Below are 21,979 nucleotides of genomic sequence, written 5' to 3'. Positions count from 1 at the left end.
CGGTCGGTGGTCGCTTGCCTGCGCGTTAAAGCGTCATTCAACTTCACGCAACCGTCCCGGCTGCATTTCCCGACTTAGCTCGCAATGCTTCGTACAGCTTCGCTGGTCCGAGCAAAATGTCCTTCAATCCGTCCCGCACGCGCTCTGAATCGAGCGCCTGTCGGCTCATCGTGGCATGCGCCTCGAATGCGTCGATGATGGCGTGCATCAACGCGTCCTTGAGGTCGGGGGAACTGGCAAACTGCTCCCTGCTGTTGCTCGCGGCCTGCTGGACGAGTAGCTCGTTTTCGAGCAGCTTGCCCTTGAGCGCACCGTTCACATACAGGAGCTGGTCGTCGTTGGTCAGCTCTCCCTCGAAGAGGCCGTTGACCTTCTGGATGATTTCGTCGAGCAACGCCGTTTCCTTCTCCTGGACTGCGCCGCTGCCCACGGCATCCATGGGAGGCAACTTAGGTGCATCACCCTGACTGAGGTTCAGATTCTGGCGACCCGCTTTTTTCAGGCTATGGTGCGTCAGTGTGACCTTTGACAGGTCTACAAAGTCACGCTCGCGACCGAACTCCAGCAGCGGGATGAGCCGCTTGTAGAACAGGAAGCGCTTTTCGATGTCCGTATTACCGTAGTCAAAAATCTGCGAGAGGAACGCGTAGAGACGCACGAATGCGCCCATGTCATTTTTGAACAGCACCAGCGCCTCGAGGGTGTCTTTGGCTGCCTGGGCGGCTTTCCCGTCTTGCTGAGCCTCTGCTGCAACCTTGTCCAATTGCGCCGCCTTGTAGCGCTTGAGCAGCCGGTCAGCTACCGGCGCGATAGCAGCCTGCAGTTGAGCCTGCGTACCTTTCGGGTCCAGCTCGACCTTGGCCACCCGGTCAACCTCAAAATCGTCGTAATAACCACCGGAATCGAGTTTTGCGCGCAGGTCATAGACATGATGCGGGTCGGTCGTGGCTTCGAGTTCGGCCGTCTCGTAATAGGTCTTGAATGCCTTGAGGACTTCATCCGCGTCGTTCACGAAGTCCAGGATGTAGGTGGCGTCCTTGTCTGGATGTGCGCGGTTCAGCCGGGAGAGCGTTTGCACAGCCTGGATGCCGCCAAGCATCTTGTCGACGTACATGCCGCAGAGCAGCGGCTGGTCGAAGCCGGTCTGGAACTTGTTGGCGACAAGCAGCAGGTGATACTCAGGTTCGGCAAATGCATCGCGAATATCGCGTCCTTTGAGCCCGGGGTTCAGCTCCTTGCTTGTTTCGGTCACCGGTACGGGGTAGCTCCCCGGGTCGTCGATTTCGCCAGAGAACGCCACGAGCACGCCGAGAGGATAACCCCGGTTCCCGATGTACGCGCGAATGGCCGTCTGCCAGCGCACCGCCTCCTTGCGGCTGCCGACGACCACCATTGCCTTCGCCTTGCCGTCGAGCAGCGGCTGTACGTTCTCGCGGTAGTGTTCGACGACAATCTGCACTTTCTGCGTGATGTTGTACGGATGCAGCCGGACCCACTGCATGATGCCCTTCATCGCAGTGCTTCGCTCGACCTCTTTCTCGTCATATTCCTCGCCGTCGTGCGCGAGCCTGAACGCGAGCTTGTAGGTCGTGTAGTTCTTCAGGACGTCGAGAATGAATCCTTCCTCGATAGCCTGTCGCATCGAATACACATGGAATGGTTGCGGCAATCCATCCGGACCTGGCCGGCCGAACAGTTCAAGCGTTTTCTGCTTGGGCGTGGCCGTAAAGGCGACATAGGTCAGTCCCCTGCCGCCGGCGCGCGCTTCCATCTGGGCAGCCAGCAGGGCCTCGGTGTCGATTTCACCACCATCCTGGAATGCGGCCCATTCTTCGGCCGACAGCAGTTGCTTGAGCTTCGCCGCCGCTTCACCGGTCTGCGAACTGTGGGCCTCATCGGCAATGACCGCAAACTGCTTGCCTTCGGTCGCCGCGAGTTCCTGCACGGCCTGCAGGGCAAAGGGGAACGTCTGGATGGTGCAAACAATAATTTTCTTGCCGCTCTTGAGCGCTTGGCTCAACTGCGCACTCTTGCTACCGTGCTCATTGGTAATGGTGGCTACGACCCCGGTCGTGCGTTCGAAATCAAAGAGGGCCTCCTGCAGCTGGGCGTCAAGCACGGTGCGGTCCGACACCACCAGTACGCTGTCGAATATCTTCTTGTGTTCGGCGTCGTGCAGGTCCGCGAGGAAGTGCGCGGTCCAGGCAATTGAATTCGTCTTTCCTGAGCCAGCAGAATGCTGAATCAGGTATCGCTGGCCAGGTCCCTGAGCGAGGACGTCCGCGACGACCTTTCGGGTCGCGTCGAGCTGGTGAAAACGCGGAAAAATCACAGTCTTCAGCTGCTGCTTTTCGTCCCGCTTGCCGATGAGATAGCGGTGCAGAATGTCGAGCCAGCTGTCACGAGCCCAGACCTCCTCCCAAAGATAAGCCGTCGCGAAGCCGTCCGGATTCGGCGCGTTGCCTGCTGCGCCGTGGTTGCCTCTGTTGAGCGGGAGGAATCTGCTGGACGGGCCTGCGAGCCGCGTACACATCCTGACCTCTGTCTGGCTTACTGCGAAGTGCACCAGCGCACCACCTGGGAATGCAAGCAGCGGCTCAAGCTGCCCACCCTTGGGCTGGGGGTTACGGTCGAAGCGGTACTGGTCGACTGCATCTTCAACGTTCTGCGTGAAGTCAGACTTCAGCTCGGCGGTTGCAACCGGTATGCCGTTGACGAACAACACGAGGTCCACTGCGTCCTGCGGGTGATTCGGCGAATGGCGAACCTGGCGCACGACGCGCAGTCGGTTCGCTGCGTACCCCTGCTGGATGGCAGGGTTGATGGCCAGCGCCGGCTTGAATTGCACGAGCGAGAGCGTCTCCTTGAGCCCCAGCATTTCAACGCCCCGGCGAAGCACATCCAGAGTACCGCGTTCGTTGAGGCTCTTACGCACCCGTTCGGCGAGACGCTGAGAGAGCGCTGGACCATGCGTCTTCGTCAGGCGCTGCCAGGTGTCAGGCTGCGTCGCCTCCACCCACGTGAGCAGGTCCGGCAAAAAGAGCGCACTGACGCGGTCGTAGTGGGCGGCATCGCCTTCCGCATAGAACCAGCCATTGGCTGCGAGGGACTGGCAGATTGCTGCCTCGAAGTGATGTTCCTGGTGCAGGTTGCTCATGGATGCCCCCCAATGCGTTCGATTTTGTTTTTTCCAATAGCCAGCGCAGGCCGGTAGGCCGGTTAGCCCTCGGCGTAACTTCGTTCGAGAGGCGGCCTGGAGCGTTCCAGGTCGGGCTGCCCGCGCAATGTCAGTTCGACGTCGCCGGTGCCCCAATGTCCGACCTGGCTGACGTCACGGCTGAACCCTTCCTCCGGCGCGACGGAGGCAGGGTCAAGCTTGAGCGTCACGAGGAGCCTGTTCGGATAGACGACGACGCACGCGAAGTTCTTCAGACGCCGGAAGGCCGTGTAGAGCTTCAAGCGCTTCTCCTGCACGTCGTCACCCAATGCAGTCAGGGCGCTGGTGAGTTGTGCGTACAGGTCACGAATCTCGGCGGAAGCGATGGCAAGTTGCTCGTCTACCGACTTGTCCTTGCCCGCCGCCTTCGGCTTTTCAGGCTCAGCGGATAGGTCGGTTTGTGCGGGCTTGACCGCTGTGGCATCGGGAACGCTTTGCGCATTGACCAGTTCGAGCAACAGCAGGTCATCGCCGAACAGCTTGTAGCCAATCAACTCGATGTTACGCGGAATCTGCTGTACCGCATGTTGGTCATAGCGGGTGAAATCGGCAGCGATGCACAGCAGGCGCGTTCCGGCCCACTCGATTTCATCCGCCACGTCCTTGCCGAGCTTTTCCATAACCAGCCAGCGGAATTCAGCCTGATGGTCCAGCAGCCAGTCCAGATAGAACAGCCCCTGGTTGATGACGTTTTCGTTGCTGTGGCGCTTGTACTCGATGATGACCGGGCAGCCATTCTCGTCGAGGCCCAGCGAGTGGATTCGGCCCCTGTGCGTCTTGCCGGTGACGTACTCGCTGGCTAGAAAGCGGACGCCGAGGAACGTTTGCATGTTCGCTTCGACGAGGCCTTGAAGTTGCTTTTCCAGCTTTGCGGCTTGGGTCGGTAACTCGTTTGCGGTCGCGTTCGACAGGCGAAACAACTGGAGGTCGCTCATGCGGCGAGCTCCTGTGACGCTGCATTGCGCACGTCGATTTTACCGGCGACTGCGGCCGAAATCAGGGCACTGCGGCGTTCCTTGAGAAGTTGGATGGCGCGTTCGACTTCGCTTCCCAATGCATCTAGTTTTGCAATTTCGACATTGAGGAACGATGCAATCAGCAACTGCTCTTCAATTGGTGGGAACGCGAACCGATAGCGTCGAAGCTTTTCTGCGGGAAGATGTTCGATAGTTGTTTCGTTACCGCCATAAGAGAAAACACCCTGGTGCGCGGCCCAAAACAGAACAAAGTAAAAAAAATGTGTCGTATCTGTTTCAGATGAGTATGGACGAAGCCTATGCAGAGCTTTCTGATAGTAGCACTCGTCAAGGGTGCCACTCCAAATAGCAGACCGGCCAGGATAACTGCCGCCTTCGTTGACCAATATGTCTCCCGCAACAAGTCCAAATTTCTCTCGCGCATCCTCATCGAAATCCATTACCGGGAGCTCATTGGTGTTGATATACCCCCACTGGACGTCAAATACCCGAAGATAAGGACGCAGGTGTTCACCAGTAATCTTGGACGAGTCCAGCATCTTCCCCAACTGGACATTGTAGCGATATGCGAGCGGCACTACCTGCCAATGCGCCGGTACCCTCCCAAGCCAGTCCACCCCGGAATCTTTCACCGGTGCATCGGGATTGAGACCACGGGTGACGGCGTGCGAGATGGTCGCCTGGCGCTTTTCTGCCAGCAGTGTGAGGAGCTTTTCCTGCTCGGCAATCAACGCGTCAATCTTGCCGGTCTCGCGGTCGAGGAAGGCGGCAATAGTCGATTGCTCGTCAACTGGTGGTATGGGCAACTGCATTGAAGTCCATGCGTCCATTCGCAGGGCTTTCGTTCCGTGACCAGCCTCGTCAAGTCGCAGAAGTGATTCACTTGCCGTTCCTCGCAGTAGCCACGCCAGAAATCGACCGGTCACAACTTTGCGGGGAATAATCCCCTTCAGGTCTTGGTTAATTGCCATGGAAACAAGGGTCTCAGCCACGGGAAACGTCCGGGCGAGAATCATCCCGCGCACGACCACAAGTATTGTTCCCTCCGGCAGCAAGTCCGCATTGCCGGACTCCACCGCGAAACTTGTTACGTGGTCGATGGTGTCAGCCAGTGTGTCCGTTTTCAGGTCTTTTGCCGACGCCCACGGTACTTCACCATCCCAATAGTCAAGATTGTCCTTGCTCGGTGTACCCCCGCTCTTCAGGGAGGCGAGATATTTCAGAGGGGAAATGCGCCAATGAGCAGGTACATCATGGAGCCATGCCACTTCGCTGTCTTTGTATTGGGGATATCTTGGCAGGCTCATTCCGCCAGCTCCTCAAGCATCTTCATGATGTTCGCCGACACCGCCTTCAATTCCTCGTCGATGGCATGCAGGTCGCGCGGCAGCTCGAACACATAGAAGTGCCGGTTGAACGGAATCTCGTACCCCACCTTGCTCTTCTCTTCGTCAATCCAGGCGTCTGTCGCGTGGGGCAGGACCTCCCGCGCGAAATACGCTCCGATATCCTCCGAGAGCGGCACGTTCTCGGTATCGCGGAGCGCGCTGTCCGCCTGCGGCTTGCCTTTCTGCTTGCCCTTGACGCCCAGCACAACGTTGCCTTGCTCGTCGCGCAGCGGGCGCTCCACCGTAATCGTCGTGTAGCCGAAGTCCTCGTTCCGTAAAATACGCGAAATCGGCACCGACTTCACCGTGCCACCGACCGGCACGTCAGGCGCATTGCTGCCCGCAGGTACCACCCACCGCCCGACCTCGGCACTTGCAGCATCGAACACGGTTGCGACTTCTGCTTCGACAAAGTCCCCGAACAGACGTGTCACCGTGTCAATGTGCTCTGCAGACATCTCTCGGCGTTTGCTACCCAGACTCTTGCGCATCTTCTGCCAGAAGCTCGATGCGTCAATGAGTTGGACGAACCCCTTGCGGGTATCGGGTTTCCTGTTCGACAGAATCCACACGTACGTGGAGATACCAGTGTTATAGAACATGTCTGTCGGCAGGCCGACAATCGCCTCGACCAGGTCGTTCTCCAGAACGTAGCGCCGGATTTCGCTCTCACCGCTACCGGCACCGCCCGTGAACAACGGGGAGCCGTTCAGCACGATGCCGAAGCGGCTGCCTCCGTCCTGCGCCGGACGCATCTTGCTGATGAGGTGCAGCAGGAACAGCATCGAACCATCGGACACGCGCGGCAGGCCGGGGCCGAAGCGCCCATCGAAGCCTTTTTGCTCATGCTCGGTGCGCACTGCCTTTTCTACTTTCTTCCATTCGACACCAAACGGCGGATTGGAAAGCATGTAGTCGAACTTGCGCCCGATATGGCCGTCGTCGGACAGTGTGTTGCCCGCGACGATGTTCGCGACATCCTGGCCCTTGATGAGCATGTCCGCCTTACAGATGGCGTACGACTCGTCGTTCAGCTCCTGCCCGAACATGGTCAGCCGCGCAGCCGGGTTGTGCTCGCGCAGGTATTCGTCGGAAACCGAGAGCATGCCGCCCGTTCCGGCCGTCGGGTCGTAAATGGTCCGCACGACAGCGTTACCTGCCGTGAGTACGTCGCTGTCCTCGATGAATAGCAGGTTGACCATTAGGCGGATGACTTCTCGCGGGGTGAAGTGCTCCCCGGCCGTCTCGTTCGAAATTTCCGCGAACTTCCGGATGAGTTCCTCGAACACGAGTCCCATCTGGGTGTTGTCGACCACATCCGGGTGTAGGTCGATGTTCGCGAACTTCTCCGTGACAAGGTAGAGAAGGTTGGCCTTGGCGAGCCGCTCGACCTGTGTGTAGAAGTCGAACCGCTCGAAAATATCGCGCGCCGCTGGCGAGAAGGCCTGAATGTACGCGTACAGGTTCTGGCGAATATTGTCCTGGTCGCCCAGCAGCTTGACGAGGTCGAGCGGCGAGGTGTTGTAGAACCTCGCGCTGCCGGCGACGCGCAGCAGGAAGGGCTCTGGATTGAGCCCCATCTTTGTTTTTGCTTCAAATTCCGCGAGCACTGCCGGCTTTGTGGACTCGAGCACGCAATCCAAGCGTCGCAGCACGGTGAAGGGCAAAATGACGCGCCCATATTCGGATTGTTTGTAATCACCGCGCAACAGGTCCGCTACGGACCAGATAAATGACGATAGTGCCTGATGGTTCATACTATTTTGGCTTTGCCTATGTGCTCGTTACTGGAGCAACCGAGTGCAGGGGGACACCGCTGCCGTTGTGCTGTCGGCAGCGGTGCACGTAGCGTCGATTTTACCTCCGCCTCGCCGTTGATTCCTGACGGAGGGAAACATTCGCACCGGGGCGGGGGCGGACTGAAGGGAGTGCGGAGGCAGGGTTGTAGTTAAGCCTGACCACTTGCCCTGCTTCATCGCAACTGCGTTGACAAGTGCCGGGTGGGGACGGTGTGCAAGTCTCAATCAGTGTTGCACACACTTCATCGTCATCGCAGCGAATTTCAGGCAGCGGCGATGGTCAAATCAGCCTCCACGTTTGCTTGGTCTGACTCGTAGTCTTCACTGGTCAGCGCTGACCGAACTCGAGAAGAAGGTTGCAGAGCTTGTCCAGCGACGCTGATTTGCCTCCATTGTCGACAGCCAAGGCAAGCTTTGCCCCAATGAGCAATGGATTTTTGTGAAGGCCTTTGGCGTTTCCATAGGATGCGTGAGCCTCGTTTTTCGCTTTCTCGTAGGCCTTTGCGCCCATCGCCTCTAGGAGTTCCGTGTCCACGGTCTCCCCAAGGTTCGTGCGCCAGATTGCGTAGTTGCTGGCCCAAACGGTTTCTGCCGGTATCGGCATCTTGTCATCGCCGCCCACTAGTTTCAGCAGGGCTGTGTTATCTCTCACATGATGGTGCTTATACTCCTCTTTGCAATCCGCGTCACCGTCAAAGACGATAAAGACCGGGATTTCCAGCTGCTGGGCGATGATTGCTGGGCGCAGGATGTTGCTCTTGCTATCGACGTGAACAATGTGGCATCCGGCCTTACGAAACTCGGGCATGCGGTTCGTGAGTGTCAACCACGAGTTGATGTACGCGACGTCTTCGATACCCTCCACCAAGATTACCCTCTGGGCGAAGAATATTTCGGTCAGTGTCGGCTGCAGTATCGGCGCGATGCGCGCAAGCGACCCCCGTGGGTTGAGCGGCTTTTCGCCGGTCAGTTCCGCATACTTCTCTCCAACCTTCGCTGGTAACGGCTGAGTTGTGTAAGAAGCCTTCGTGTCCGAATCGCGCCGCACCATCCGAACGCTTTCGAACGAGTTGCCAGAGACAAACAATGGACTATGGGTCGTTACCAGAACCTGTGAACCGCCATCAGCCAATGCGTTAAGAACGCCTGCAAGATGACGAGCCTGTGGCGGATGTTGGTATAGTTCCGGTTCCTCGCAGCCAAGTATGAGTCGCGGCTCAGTGCTCTCGCCTTGATTTGCCAGTTCCTGCAGCAGAGCTAGTAGGAAGGAGCGTTGGAATCCGTGACCGAAGCGAACCAGGTCTCCTTCGAAGGTTCCCTCGCCGGCAATTATCTTAGCGAACGGCTCCTCAACCCTGACCGACTTGTCCGGGTCTTGTTGCCAACTCACGCGCAGGCTGGTGTCAGGATGCGCCCACTGCATCAAACGCTTCTGTAGCGAGTCAGATATATCCGCCAGCGCGCCCTGACTTTCGTCGAGAAGCACCTGATATTCATCTCGCGCACGCTGCGCCATTTCCGACAGACGCTCAACGAAATTCACCTTGGAACGGACGCGACCAGTTTGCCGAGTGCTGTCGCCTTCCCTTCAGATTGCTCAGCGGTAGCATCTTTGACTGCAGGAATATAGACCCATTGGAGGTACTTCTGAAGTCGGTTCGCGCCTTTACTGACGCCGTAGAACTGGTCTTCGCTGGGAATCAGAATACAGTCACCGGGCCGGTCTGCCTCGTAGGACTTGAGGGCATCTGCCATCGCAGCCTGACTTGCGGCCTTCGGAAGCTCGAACTGGGTCTGTAGTGTTCCGTATATCTGCTTCAGTTCATCGGCCTTGGCCTTGTCGCCCATCCGCTCGAAAAAGTGCATGAACTCCGCCATCCCGAGGCGCTGGCCGAATTGCCGAACCTCCGCCCTTCCTGTCGCGGCATTGAACGTTGCTCTCGCGGTCACAGTCAGCCGGTCCATTCGGAAGTAGGCTTTAAATTCCTCCTTTGCTTCGGCGTCAAGGTCGCAAAACGTGACTGTGATTTCGATAGGCTGAGATGTGTCCTTTCGGTGAAAGTCTTCGGCCGACAAAAGAGCCACGTCGGTAGATGCACCATCAGTCTCACGAAAGAAGACATTCAGCGCGAACAGAAATGTGGATTTCCCCGCGCCGTTCGGTCCGACAAAGCAGTTGTAATGGTTAAGGAAAACCTCCGCGTCCTTGATGGACCTAAGGTTTTTAATGCGGATTGATTCGATGCGCATATTCGCCCCCGAGTGTGCTTAACTTTGCGTGGAATTTAAACACAATAGGCGCTATTCGGTACCACATTTTGTCTGCCGCGACCAACTATGTGGCCCCATTGCTCGAAACCTGCCAGATTATCGCTAGGCGTGTCTGCGGACACCCGCATCTGTTGAGCCCTTCCCCATCTGAGGGACAAATGGGTAACGTTCTGAAGCCGGCCCAGGACAGAAAGACCTTCTTGCCCCGCCCTCACAGAAGGGCGGCCGCACTCCTCAAGAGACGAGCTCGCCGCTTTGGGATGCATGCGCACAGTTAAGCAGATGGTCGCGCGCCTTCCCAGGCGCGGTGCAGAAGCGCTCAAAGCGGCTTTTGGTCTATTGGTCGCGGGTTCCACGAGGGATTCGACAAAGCCACCTCACACGCATAGTCGGGGTCGCTTTCGCTCAAGCCAATCTCCCGCAGGACCAACCTATGGAAACGAGCGCTGAATGGGATAAATGCTGGCGGATGCGTTGTTGCGCCGCCTCAGGGCCCTTAGTGGTACGGGAGGCGAGGCGATATTTATGTCGATAAGGTTTTGTCCGGCATCTTGACAAGCGATTTTCAAGGAGGAGTGCCATCGAGTTGCCCCTTTCTTCCAACTGGCGTTCAGGTCGTTGAGGCTATGATATTTGCGAAACTTACGAAAAACTCGATGAAAGCGTGTTTCGTCAACAGGGTGCGAGGCGTACACTTCATGTCCACAAGAAGCCGTCGCGTTCGTAATGCGCTATGGCACCAATGGCCAACTCCTCCAAAACGAAAAACAAATGCCCTTCCTGATTCTGATTCTTGTCGCGTTGGTGATTTTCTACTTTTACGCCAAGTCCTGGAGCGCCCGTAACGCGCAGAACTTCGAGCTTATCCACGACGCAGCCAAAGAATCCCTTGCAACAGACGAGCCCGTGACCGTCGCGGCGGGGACGACGGCTGCCGCTTCGAAGTTTTTTGAAGTCTACGGCACCACGGAAAAGAAGTTCGAGTCGATGCTCACGCCTGTCGTGTTGTACGCAGGCTATGTGCGTTTAGGCGGTGAGGAAGTCGTGGCCGTTGCGGTCAGAAACAACGGCGGCATCACGGTAATGACTCATCCTCTACCGTATTCCTTTGGCCAAGACATGCTCTCGCTGATTGGCAAGTCGCAGTACATCAAGGACATCATGCAAAAGTACAAGGCCGCTTCGGGCCGCGTATAAAACGCTAAAACGATAGGGTCACCAGCCGGCTACGAAGGGCATCCTGGCTGCCGTACTTATCTATGCGAGCGGGAAGTAGTCCATCGTCGATGAGCCGCCGCACATAAGCACGCGAAACGAAAAGCATTGAAGCAGCCACGTCGAGCGAAAGCTCTTCGGAGTTGTCCGGCCCTGCAACCGGCAATTAGGAATCAACTCAGCAGTCACGTCGTGCCATGCGTCACCGTCACCGACAATATCCGCGACACGATTGAACACGTACTTGCTGTCGCTACTCCAGCCACTGAGAAGTATCGGGCAATAGACGCGGCCGCTGGCGGTGCGCCCTATCCGTGCAGCGACATCGGGCTGGACTATCTCAGTGCTGACACGACCATCACGTGTTTCTCGGCTGTATCCATGCGTTCCGGAGCATTCGGTGTGTGCACAATTGTCCCACCGCCTCGCATGCAAGTTGCGCCATGCAGCCGCCCGCCCCTTTCCTGCGTTTAAGGTGCGGCGTGCCGTCATCGCATCGACATAATGCCAACAAGAATACGTCTCGGGGGCATGCGAAAGCCATTAAAACCGAAACGGATTGTCAGCAATTTCGAAGCCCTCAATACTTTCATCGTACTCTAGTTGAAGCCCATAAGTGAGTAAGACTGCGGCCACAGCGTCGACCAATGCTGGAACAGACCGGGAATCAGTCACTGCGTCTGCCTGTGTCTTCAAGAAAGAAACAAGCATGTCGCGATTAGCTTTGCATATGGAGGCTGCATTTCGCACAGCGCGCCCGCTTCTGCTCATAATGGCTCGGACGTTCTCCTTGGGAAGCTTCTCGATTCCTGCTTCGACCCGATGCGGGTTTCTGGGGCGCAGATGATAGCCGAACTTATACAACATCTGCACTATCGATTCGACCAGTACCCGTCCGTTCTGGTCGTCGCCTCCGAATGCAGGTGCTTTCAGCTTGCAGACGGCGAGAAGTGCATCTCGATTCGCATCGCAAACCGTTGCAGCCTGCTGCAAAACGAGGCCTGCCTTACTCCGCTGAAGTTCGATTTCTTCCGTGGTTAGTTTTTCGTCGTTCATTTTTAGTTATTCAATCAAGTAGATACTCCGCTCCAAAAGAGCGCTCGGACTCTAACATATGCGCCCAACCAAATGAGCGCCGCCAGGTCGGATTCCTGATTTCGTCTTAAGGTCCAGGTCAGCCCATCGCGAAGGACACGTGTTCTATCAGACACACGGGGCCTTGACTTCCAACTTACACTCTGCGCTGACCGACTTACAGGTCGAACAATAAAGGAGAGAAAATGAGAGCGAGCATCGTGGCAATAGCGGCGGGAGTGAGTTTGATTCTGGCAGCCTGCGGTGGTGGAGGCGGAGATGGCGGCGGGAGCAGCGTGGCAGCCTCAGCGACCCCCAATCCGGCCCCTGCTACGGGCCAGTACGCGGGAACCATCAACGGGCGTCAGGCTACGGTATTGGTAATGGACGACGGTCGGTCCTACACCAAGTACTCGGTGGCCGGGCAGCCCACCGTTATCGCAGGCGTCGTGGCAGGTACAGTCTCCTCGAGTAGTGGGAACCTGTCGGGAACGGGCATCGACTACAACCTCGAGGGGCAAGGGGCAAACTCGGTGACGGTAACCGGCACATATGCTGCGAAACAGTCGATGAAGGCGACGGTGGCGTATCCGAACGGTGTAGAGTCAGACTTTAGCGGCAACTATGATTCAAGTTACGATGCCGTGCCCTCGCAAGCAGCTGTCACAGGGACGTTTAGTGGCCAGAGTGCGACAAACCTAAATATTTTGGGGGGTGTTTCGAGGGCTAATGTCACGCTCACGGTCGATGCTGCGGGCAATATCACCGGCATCAGCCCCTACTGCTCGTTCACGGGGACAATCAAGCCACACGCGACGGGGAATGTGTACGACATCACTCTGACCTTCGGTACCGGTCTTGAATGCGCTTTCCCCGTCAATACCTCTGCGAGCGGCATCGGTGTGCTAAGCGGCAATCAGATTCTCGCCTTTGTGCAGACACCGTCGAAGGGTGACGTAATGTTCGTTGGCTCGAAGTAAAACTATGTCCGCGTAGTCGGGGCTTACTAGCAAGTTTGGACTCCGCAGCTAGTTGCCCCGCGCCCAAACCAGTCTGGGCGAAAAAATGTAAAGACCTGGCGGGGTGGTCAACGCATTACTTTATTTGATGAAAGCAGGCTGCCAATGGCGGCTGTTGCCGAACGACTTCCCGCACCGGTCAGCAGTTCGACACTATTTTGACCGGTGGAGCGACTCTGGCGTGCTGCAGGACGGTCCCGTAGCACTGAGGTTAGCCACCGAGCGGAAATCGCTCATGGCCCATCCCTCCGGCCTAACTTATAGAACGTTTGATGCTCGGAGCACAAACATTTGCAGAAAGGCGGCGGCCATGGATGCGACAAACTATTTGAACCCAAAGACCAGGGACGAGCATGTCGCGCGTTACATCACCCAAGGGCTACACGCCCTTTGTGTGCATTCTGGAATGCGAGCGTTATCGGAAGGTGAAGAAGTCGAACTGAACTTTGAACCAGAGATATATGCCCTCGGGCCGCCAATTGCGGGTGCATGTCGAAGCAGGTCAAGCAGTGTCGTGGCCTTCGAGCTCACCCGGACACGACTTTTCTCGGTTGGCAGCGTTACCGTCGGCACTGGCCGCAAAACGGTTGCCGCGCGAGCCGCGCTCGTGCGCTTGCATGCGCAGGGGCTTATCACGTCCCTGGCTCGTGGTTCGGGACTCTGTCTAATCGTGCCACCCGAGCATGCTGACCGCGCGCCACCTGTTCTGTGGTGGCTTCACGATTTTCTCTGCAAGAAAGAAGAGTCGTACCAGCTCGCCTTGCTGTCCGCAGCGCAGGCACACGGGTCTTCGCATTTCGCCGTTCTGGAAACACAGATTTTGTACCCTCGTCCCGTCGGGTCCTCAAGGTGGGTCCTTTTAGTTTGCGGTTTTTTGCTAAACAGTCACTCGCACAATCCGCAGCTCAAAGTCCTTCGAGCTGAAGCAGTTGCGTGCGCCATCTGGAGCTTTTTTAGGGCTTCGAGGCTCGAAGGGCTGCTTGTGTGTAGGCCATTCACCGGGCAAATGTCGCATTAGAAGTCAATTCGCACAGACTATATACCGACAATGAATGCTATTTAGTCTGCGCGAGGCTACATAAAACGTCAACTGGTGCAGTCTTAATAGTTGGACAACTTGCTGTTTAGCCTGCTTGAAGCCGCACCTACATTTTCAGATTTGAAGGACGGCATAACGTTCGGGACGTGTACATCTTGAGCCTTGCGTTGCGAGAAACGGCCCGGGATGCTCAGTTGCTTACCAGAGCCAAATGGCCATTCGACAAGCTGCTGCCCGAGGGGCGTGGCTTCGTCGTTGGCACACTCTAGGGCGAGCTGTGTTGCGTAGCCATGTCGCCGGGAGGTCGCCGCGACGGTTATGCGATAGGACGGCTCCCTTCCCAAGCGCGCTGCAGAAGTGCCCGAAGCGGCTTTTGCTCTATAGGTCGTGGATTCCAGTAGGGATTCGATAAAGCCACCTCGCAGGCGTAGTCCAGGTCGCTTTCGCTCAGACCAATCTCCCGAAGGCCTCGTGGCACGCCCAGCTCTCCATTCAGCTCATAAAGTCCGTCAGGCGCTGATTTCACATTGAGTGCCCTGGCAATTCGCTCCATCGCTTCATGTGCGACAGTGCTGTTGTATGCGAGGGCATGTGGCAAAACGATTGCATGCGTTTCAGCATGAGGCAGGTTAAACGTCCCGCCCAGCGTGTGGCAAAGCTTGTGATGCAGGGCCATGCCAACGTTGCCGAGCACCATTCCGCACAACCATGCTCCGTAGAGACACTCACTGCGTGCCTCTTTGGCCTTACCATTCTCCTTCACGCCACGGAGACCATCGGCGAGTGAGCGGATGCCCTCCTCTGCCATCAGTGACATTACGGGATTACCGTCCTTCGCATACAGTCCTTCTGCAGCATGGGCGATGGCATTCAAGCCGCTGACAATCGATAGCTTGACGGGCAGCCCGACTGTGAGCTCCGGGTCGTACAGGACTGTCTTGGGGATAACTTTGACGTCGCGGCCCGTCTTTTTCAGGCCGCCTTCAGTTATGCCGAAGATGGGGGTCATTTCCGAGCCGGCATACGTCGTCGGGATGGCAATGATTGGTAGCGACGACTCGAGCGCAATCGCCTTGCCAAGCCCAATGGTGGAACCGCCGCCTATGGCCACGGCGCAGTCTGCGCCGACACTCTTTGCATGTTCGCGCGCGCGGCGCGCGTTCTCGATGGGGACATGCATCTGGGCACCATCGAAGACTCCTGCGCTCGAAGGGCCCAGAAGGGACGAGACCACTTCGGCCTGGGCCTTCTGCTCGGGCGTACAAAGAATCAACGCCCGGTGGGCCCCCAACGTCGCGACCTCCTGCTGAATCAGATTCATGCTTCCAGCGCCAAACACAACTCTCGACGCCTGCGTTGTATACGTGAACTCGTACATGAGATGGCTCCCTGTGCCGTCAACGATAAAACTGGCTTAGACGTAGTCGACCTGATGGCGGGCAATACGAATATCGCCCACAACCTGTTTCACACGCAGATGCTCAGGGTGCGAGGCATACGCGTCGAGCAATTCCTGGCTCTCGAATTCTGTGTACAAGACGACGTCGCATGCATAGTCCACGGCACTGACATCCAGCCCAACCTCAAGCCTGGTTAGCCCTGGAATCTTCCCATTGAGACTCTCGAACGCGGACTTCACGAGCCTCGCAGCTTCCTTCTTTTGCTGAGATGTCTCGCCGCGAACATTCCACATAACGATATGCTTGACCATAGTTATTTCCAGTAGTATTGCTTAAGAACAAGCCAAATGTTCGAGGAGCAATCTCATGACTCAAGTATGCAAGTCAGCAGGGGCATTGCTGCACGCCTGCCCCGCTGACTTCTAAATCTGGTCTGCCGTAGAAGGATTAATTACGCCTTGTTCTTGTTATACACGTCCACGAACACGGCTGCGAGCAACACAATGCCTTTGATGACCTGCTGATAATCGACGCCGATGCCCATGATGGACATCCCATTGTTCATCACGCCCATGATGAAAGCGCCCACGACCGCGCCGACGACCTTCCCTACACCGCCCGAGGCCGATGCACCGCCAATAAAGCATGCTGCGATGACGTCGAGCTCGAAGCCAGTTCCCGCCTTTGGTGTGCCGCTGTTCAGACGTGCGGCAAAAATCAGCCCGGCCAAAGCCGCAAGAACACCCATGTTCACGAAAGTCAGGAAACTGACCGCAGGGACACTAACACCCGACAATCGCGCTGCCTTTGCATTACCACCAACCGCATAGATTCGACGACCGATTGTCGTGCGGTTCATGATGAAGGTATAGACGCCAATCAGGACACCCATGATGACCAGCACTGTCGGCAGACCGCGATAAGACGCCAGTAAATAGCAAAACCCGACGATGAGCGCCGTAAGCACAACATTCTTCGTGATGAACATCGTGAACGAGCCGCTTTCAACGCCATGCTTCGCCGCGCCAGCGCGTTGGCGAAGTTCAATCACAAAAAACAGCACACCAACGAGCACGCCAAGAACGATGGAGGTGATGTGAAGTGCCTGTCCGTGAAAGAAATCCGGAATGAAGCCCGAACTCACCGCGCCGAAGCCCTCAGGAAACGGACCAATGGACTGTCCTTGAAGGACGAGGTTTGTCATGCCACGGAAGACAAGCATGCCGGCCAAGGTAACGATGAACGACGGCATCCGCCAGAATGCAATCCAATAACCTTGCGCTGCGCCAATCAGTGCGCCCGTTGCAATACAGATGATAGTGGCCCACACGTAATTGACGTCATACTGCACCATCAATACTGCCGCCAGCGCTCCCACCAAACCTGCCGTCGAGCCGACGGAGAGGTCGATGTGGCCCGACACAATCACCATGAGCATGCCTAGTGCCATGATGACAATGTAGCTGTTTTGAAGCACCAGGTTGGTCAAATTGAGCGGTTGCATCAGCACGCCACTTGTCGCGACCTGGAAGAACACCATAATAATGACAAGCGACAGGAGCAGCCCATATTCGGTGCCGATACGCTTGACCAATCCGAATACTTCAGTTTTCCTGACCTCGGTGCCTTCGGCGGCTACCGGAATGAGTGCCTTACGCATTTTCGATGTCTCCATTTCGCATAATCGCTCGCATGATGTTTTCCTGCGAAGCTTCTTCTGCGGTTAATTGCCCGACGAACCGACCTTCATTCATGACGTAGATGCGGTCGCACATGCCAAGCAACTCGGGCATTTCAGACGAAATCATGACCACACACTTACCCGCCGCGACTGCTTGATTGATGATGCTGTAAATCTCGTACTTCGCACCTACATCGATGCCTCGGGTGGGCTCGTCGAGAATTAGCACTTCCGGTTCAGAAAACAGCCATTTGGATATAACGACTTTTTGCTGATTGCCGCCTGACAAGTTTCCGACGATGTGGGTTACGCCGTGGGCGCGAATCCGCAGTTTCTGGAGGAAATCAGTCGCGACCAAGATTTCCTCGTGCTCGTTGACGACACCGAGTTTTGACACACCAGAAAGATTCGCCAGCGTGATGTTTCGCTTGATGTTGTCATCGAGCAGCAGCCCGTTGCCTTTTCGGTCTTCGGTCACGTAGGCGATGCCCGCTTTAATGGCCTTCTGGACCGAGGAGGTGTCCACCTTTTTTCCGTGCATCAATACCTGACCCGTGATGTCCTGGCCATATGTGCCACCGAAGACACTCATCGCGAGCTCAGTCCGCCCGGAACCCATCAAGCCGGCAATACCGACAATTTCGCCCTTGCGAGCCTTGAGGTTGACGCCTTTGATGACGGCACGGTCACGTTGGGTGGGATGCTGGACGCGCCAATCTCTGACCTCGAAGATGATTTCGCCGATGTTCGGTGTACGCGGCGGATAGCGGTCGGACATCTCCCGGCCTACCATCGCCTTAATGATGCGGTCTTCGCTCACACTTTCCGTGCCGCAATCGAGCACGTCGGCCGTCGAACCGTCACGAATGACGGTGATGCCGTCCGCAACACGCGATATTTCATTGAGCTTGTGCGAAATGATGATTGATGTCACGCCTCGCGACTTCAACTCGAGAAGAAGATTGAGGAGCGTGTCACTATCTTTCTCATTCAAGCTTGCGGTGGGCTCATCAAGAATCAGGAGGCGAACCTCTTTGGACAATGCCTTGGCAATTTCGACAAGTTGCTGCTTCCCAATGCCAAGCGTCGCGACAGGCGTGTCCGGAGAATCGGTAAGGCCCACCTTTGCCAGCAGTTGCGCCGCTTTAGCGCGGGAGACCTGCCAATCGATGATTCCGCGCTTGGATTGCTCGTTTCCAAGAAAGATGTTTTCGGTAATCGAGAGCATAGGCACGAGGGCGAGCTCTTGATGAATGATGATGATTCCGACCTCTTCGCTGTCGGAAATGTCGGCGAACGCACGCTCCTGACCGTCGTAGAGCACATCGCCTACGTAAGTGCCATGCGGATAAACGCCGCTGAGGATTTTCATCAGCGTCGACTTACCTGCGCCGTTCTCTCCACATATGGCGTGAATCTCGCCTTTACGTACCTTCAGATTCACGTTGTTCAGAGCTTTGACTGGGCCAAAGCTTTTCTGAATCCCGCGCATCTCCAGAATGGTATCCATGCTCACATTCCTCCGATTGGTCACGCCGGAAGCGTGCCTGCGCGACGCGGAGCTCCACCGGGAAGCTCCACTTCGCGTACGTCCAGATGCCTTACTTGATTTGTGCCTGCGTGTAATACCCGCTCGTCACGAGTTCCGCCTGGTAATTGCCCTTGTCGACGAGAATAGGTTTCACGAGGTACGTGGGAACAATCTTCGCGCCGTTGTTGTAGCTCTTCGTATCATTGACAGGCACCTGCTTGCCCGACAACGCATCATCGACCATGTCGGCGGCGACGCTGGCGAGCTTGCGGGTGTCCTTGAACACGGTTGACGTCTGGTCACCGCGAACGATGTTCTTCACGTTCTGAATGTCCGCATCCTGTCCCGTGATGATGGGCATTGCTTGCTGCCCCGAACCGTACCCCACGCCCTTGAGAGACGAGATGATGCCAACTGCCAACGCGTCATTCGGGGCCCACACCGCGTCGAGGTGGTCCTTGCCGTAAAATGCGCTCAACAGATTGTCCATCCGTGCCTGAGCCGTCGCACCATCCCAATTGCGCGTTGCGACCTTCTCAAACGCGACCTGTTTGCTCCGAATCACGAACTTGCCGCTGTCAATGTAAGGCTTCAGAACCGACATACCGCCTGCATAGACCATGTGAGCATTGTTGTCGTCGGAAGAGCCCCCAAACACTTCGATGTTGAATGGAGTTTTGCTGCCTGCTTTCTGCCAGCCGTTAACGATGCTTTGAGCTTGCAGGACGCCCACGCCGTAGTTGTCGAAGGTCGCGTAATAATCGACATCCTTGGTCTGGCTAATCAGACGGTCGTAGGAGATGACCTTGATGCCCTTTTTCTGGGCCAGCGCCAGCGCGTCAGAGAAGGTCTTGCCATCGATAGGCGCAATAACCAATGCCTTGACGCCCTTCGCAAGCATGTTCTCGACCTGGTTCACCTGTGTCGGAACGTCGTAGTTTGCGTACTGGAGGTCGGACGAGTAGCCTTTTGCCTTCAGCGCGTCGACCATGCTTTTCCCGTCGGTAATCCAGCGGGATTCGGTCTTGTCGGGCAACGAAATTCCGACCACACCTTTATCTTGAGCGGTAGCGACACCAGACGTTACGGCGAAAGCTGCCGAGGCGGCCAGAATAACCGCGACACTTTTCAGAATCTTCATGACATTGTCTCCTATTTAGGAATGCGTATTTACGTATGCAGTTTATAAAGTGTGAATTCTTCGGACGATACTCAAGCGCGTCGCCCGTCCGAATCCTTAACCGATAAAGACCTCTGCCCCAGCTTCTTTTGAAGAGGCGAACATGGCCTCGATGACACGGCTGATGTTGTATGCCTGGGTGGCTGAGACAACCGACGGCGTGCCGTTGCGCAATGCGCCGATGAACGCGTTCGACTCGCGGTCGAAGTACACCGGATTGCCGATTTCAGCGATGTCGGGCGAGTATTCCGTCTTCTTTGTCGCCCAAATCTCCGGGAAGCTGGTCTCTTGCCACTCGGTCCAGCCTTCCGGATGCTGGCCTTTGCCAGCGTCATAAATCTTGTAGCTTGCGGGCAGCGAGCGCGACGACATGATGCCCTCCGTCCCGTACGCGGTGATGTCCCAGCTTTCGGTCCATGGAAGAACATCCCACGACATGAAGTCGACGGTGACAATCTTGTCTTCGTAGTTGAGCACCGCGCCCGCTGCGTCTTCACGCGACTCGTCGCCGTGGAAGTTCGGGAACTTCGTGATTCGAGCGTTCACCGAGCGCGGCAGTCCGAAGTGCAGAAGAATGCGGTCAATGAGATGGCAGCCGATAACGAACACGGCACCACCGATATCGCCGGGCTGCGTCATGTGAGGGGTGCCCGCCTCATCGTGCGAACAACCGGCGTGCGCCCGTACCTGAACGACTTTTCCGAGCCGGCCGCTTTTGAGCGCGGCCTGCATGGCGTCGACTGAGGGAGCGAAGCGCCAGCAATATCCGACTTGAAAGAGACCGCCAGTACGTTCGACTGCATCGGCGATGCGTTTTGCGTCCGCTGAACTGCGACCAGCGGGCTTTTCGCATAGCACCGCCTTCCCGGCTTCGAGCGCCTCGATAGTCAGGTCGGCCATCTTTTCACTCTTCGAGTGGACGAGCACGACATGGACGTTCTCATCCGCCAGGATGTCCTCCTTCGAGCGCGCTTCAAGGTCAAGCGCGTCGACGAACGGCGTGAGCAGCGGACTCGTATCCCAAGCACCGAGCATCTTCGCATCGGTACGACGCTGGATGGCCTTGACTCGCCCGGAAGTGTGCGGGTGAGTGATGCCAAGACATGCCACGCCAAGCGTTTCGTTCGGACCAATCTTTCGCATGATGACTTATCTCCTCCGGATTCCTGGTTACACCTTGACTGCCTTGCCCGACAAAGCGGACTCGAGTGCAGCGTCCGCCAGGCGCAGGGCTTTCAGCCCGTCCTGAACAGACGTCGGCAGCGGCGAATTTGTGCTCAGAGCGTCGACGAAGGCTTCGAGCTCCGCCTTATAAGCCTCTACATAGCGCTCAAGGAAGAAATTCAGAAGCGGCTCGCGCGCGTCCGTGACTTCCTTCGACCAGCGACGAATCGTCGACGGGCGGAGATTCTCTTGCAAGAGCATCCCCGTGGAACCGGACACTTCCATGCGCTGGTCGTAGCCGTAGACGGCCTCGCGGCAGCAGTTGATATGGCATTGCTTGCCGGATGCGGTGCGCAACTGAACCATCACCGTATCGAAGTCGGTCAGCTTCTCCAGCGACTCGTCGATGAGGCGGCTAGCCATGGCCATGACCTCGACGGGCTCCTCACCGAGCAGCCAGCGAGCCATATCCAAGTCGTGGATGACCATGTCGCGGAAGATGCCGCCCGAGTGCTCGACATAGTCGCGGGGAGGCATGCCTGGGTCCCGGCTCGAGATGATGACCTGGCGAACCTCACCAATGTCGCCCGCGTCAATCGCCTTGCGGAAGGCTTGCGACGTGGGGTCGAAGCGACGATTGAACGCGAGCATGACGCGACCACCTTGGCGTTCGACCTCGTTCGCTGCGGCGAGCGACTTTTCCATGTCAAGGTCGATGGGCTTTTCGCACAGGACAGCCTTGCCGCGCTTGACGGCCTCAAGCATGAACGTGATGTGCGTGTCTGTCGGTGTGCCGATGACAACTGCATCAATGTCCTTCCGCTCAAGAACGCCTGCGGGGTCTGTCGAGGCTTCACAGCCGAGACGAGTAGCCAGCGACTGTGCTGCGCTTTCAACCGGGTCCGCCACCACGACCAGCTGTGCATTCGGGCTCGCGGCGACGTTGGCAGCGTGAATGCGGCCAATGCGGCCAGCACCGAGTACGGCGATTCGAATCATTTTGAGTCTCCAGAAATACTTTTTT

17 protein-coding genes are annotated in these 21,979 nt (G+C 56.8%); 3 read left to right on the top strand and 14 right to left on the bottom strand.

What is annotated here, in order from left to right; all coding sequences use genetic code 11:
- Window positions 1-43: 43 nt before the first annotated feature.
- From OKW40_RS18155 to OKW40_RS18130, 6 genes are all read right to left on the bottom strand, one after another.
- Complete coding sequence (locus OKW40_RS18155) at window positions 44-3,157, bottom strand: type I restriction endonuclease subunit R (RefSeq protein WP_429490857.1); 3,114 nt, start codon at window positions 3,155-3,157, stop codon at window positions 44-46.
- Between the two features lie 62 nt (window positions 3,158-3,219).
- Window positions 3,220-4,152, bottom strand: a complete 933-nt coding sequence (locus OKW40_RS18150; RefSeq protein ID WP_429490855.1) for a DUF5655 domain-containing protein — start codon at window positions 4,150-4,152, stop codon at window positions 3,220-3,222.
- A complete protein-coding gene (locus tag OKW40_RS18145) occupies window positions 4,149-5,501 on the bottom strand; it encodes a restriction endonuclease subunit S (RefSeq protein ID WP_429490853.1) in 1,353 nt (450 codons plus the stop codon). Before OKW40_RS18145 ends, OKW40_RS18150 begins: the two co-directional genes overlap by 4 nt.
- On the bottom strand, window positions 5,498-7,339 hold the full coding sequence (locus OKW40_RS18140; RefSeq protein WP_429490852.1) for a type I restriction-modification system subunit M: 1,842 nt from the start codon (window positions 7,337-7,339) through the stop codon (window positions 5,498-5,500). The genes OKW40_RS18145 and OKW40_RS18140 overlap by 4 nt, the downstream gene beginning before the upstream one ends.
- 370 nt (window positions 7,340-7,709) lie before the next feature.
- Window positions 7,710-8,924: an ATP-dependent nuclease gene (locus tag OKW40_RS18135; protein ID WP_429490850.1), complete on the bottom strand. Its 1,215-nt coding sequence runs from the start codon at window positions 8,922-8,924 to the stop codon at window positions 7,710-7,712.
- On the bottom strand, window positions 8,921-9,631 hold the full coding sequence (locus tag OKW40_RS18130) for an ATP-dependent nuclease (RefSeq protein ID WP_429490848.1): 711 nt from the start codon (window positions 9,629-9,631) through the stop codon (window positions 8,921-8,923). The genes OKW40_RS18135 and OKW40_RS18130 overlap by 4 nt, the downstream gene beginning before the upstream one ends.
- Window positions 9,632-10,378: 747 nt before the next feature.
- Here OKW40_RS18130 and OKW40_RS18125 point away from each other — a divergent pair.
- Window positions 10,379-10,849 (top strand): hypothetical protein, encoded by a 471-nt coding sequence (locus OKW40_RS18125; protein WP_429490846.1) that lies wholly within the window; start codon window positions 10,379-10,381, stop codon window positions 10,847-10,849.
- Window positions 10,850-11,410: 561 nt separating this feature from the next.
- Here the strand turns inward: OKW40_RS18125 and OKW40_RS18120 are convergent.
- Window positions 11,411-11,923, bottom strand: coding sequence for a hypothetical protein (locus tag OKW40_RS18120; RefSeq protein ID WP_429490845.1), 513 nt, complete (start codon window positions 11,921-11,923; stop codon window positions 11,411-11,413).
- A gap of 224 nt (window positions 11,924-12,147) precedes the next feature.
- Here OKW40_RS18120 and OKW40_RS18115 point away from each other — a divergent pair, with 224 nt between their 5' ends.
- Window positions 12,148-12,921 carry a hypothetical protein gene (locus OKW40_RS18115; RefSeq protein WP_429490844.1) on the top strand — a complete coding sequence of 258 codons (774 nt, stop codon included), beginning with the start codon at window positions 12,148-12,150 and terminating at the stop codon, window positions 12,919-12,921.
- 103 nt (window positions 12,922-13,024) lie between these two features.
- On the top strand, window positions 13,025-13,978 hold the full coding sequence (locus OKW40_RS18110) for a transposase (RefSeq protein ID WP_429490843.1): 954 nt from the start codon (window positions 13,025-13,027) through the stop codon (window positions 13,976-13,978).
- A 337-nt stretch (window positions 13,979-14,315) separates the two neighbouring features.
- On the opposite strand, the gene OKW40_RS18105 is transcribed toward OKW40_RS18110, so the two are convergent.
- The 7 genes from OKW40_RS18105 to iolG all read right to left on the bottom strand — a co-directional run bounded on the left by OKW40_RS18105 (window position 14,316) and on the right by iolG (window position 21,954).
- Window positions 14,316-15,377, bottom strand: coding sequence for a maleylacetate reductase (locus OKW40_RS18105; protein ID WP_429490841.1), 1,062 nt, complete (start codon window positions 15,375-15,377; stop codon window positions 14,316-14,318).
- A gap of 36 nt (window positions 15,378-15,413) precedes the next feature.
- The gene (locus OKW40_RS18100) at window positions 15,414-15,710 is read right to left on the bottom strand and encodes a Dabb family protein (protein ID WP_429490839.1); all 297 of its coding nucleotides are present in this window, start codon (window positions 15,708-15,710) and stop codon (window positions 15,414-15,416) included.
- 140 nt (window positions 15,711-15,850) lie between these two features.
- The gene (gene mmsB, locus OKW40_RS18095; protein ID WP_429490837.1) at window positions 15,851-17,059 is read right to left on the bottom strand and encodes a multiple monosaccharide ABC transporter permease; all 1,209 of its coding nucleotides are present in this window, start codon (window positions 17,057-17,059) and stop codon (window positions 15,851-15,853) included.
- Window positions 17,052-18,590, bottom strand: a complete 1,539-nt coding sequence (gene mmsA, locus OKW40_RS18090; protein WP_429490835.1) for a multiple monosaccharide ABC transporter ATP-binding protein — start codon at window positions 18,588-18,590, stop codon at window positions 17,052-17,054. The genes mmsB and mmsA overlap by 8 nt, the downstream gene beginning before the upstream one ends.
- A gap of 91 nt (window positions 18,591-18,681) precedes the next feature.
- Entirely contained in the window at window positions 18,682-19,752 is a 1,071-nt protein-coding gene (gene chvE, locus OKW40_RS18085; RefSeq protein WP_429490833.1) for a multiple monosaccharide ABC transporter substrate-binding protein, read from the bottom strand.
- Window positions 19,753-19,848: 96 nt separating this feature from the next.
- On the bottom strand, window positions 19,849-20,934 hold the full coding sequence (locus OKW40_RS18080; protein WP_429490831.1) for a Gfo/Idh/MocA family protein: 1,086 nt from the start codon (window positions 20,932-20,934) through the stop codon (window positions 19,849-19,851).
- Window positions 20,935-20,961: 27 nt separating this feature from the next.
- Window positions 20,962-21,954 carry an inositol 2-dehydrogenase gene (gene iolG / locus OKW40_RS18075; protein ID WP_429490829.1) on the bottom strand — a complete coding sequence of 331 codons (993 nt, stop codon included), beginning with the start codon at window positions 21,952-21,954 and terminating at the stop codon, window positions 20,962-20,964.
- Between the last annotated feature and the right edge of the window lie 25 nt (window positions 21,955-21,979).

The sequence above is a fragment of the Paraburkholderia sp. RAU6.4a genome (assembly GCF_050435625.1).
In the GTDB taxonomy this organism is placed as follows: Bacteria; Pseudomonadota; Gammaproteobacteria; order Burkholderiales; family Burkholderiaceae; genus Paraburkholderia; species Paraburkholderia tuberum.
The sequence above is the reverse complement of the archived record's forward strand: the minus strand, read 5'-3'. Positions and strand labels throughout refer to the sequence as shown.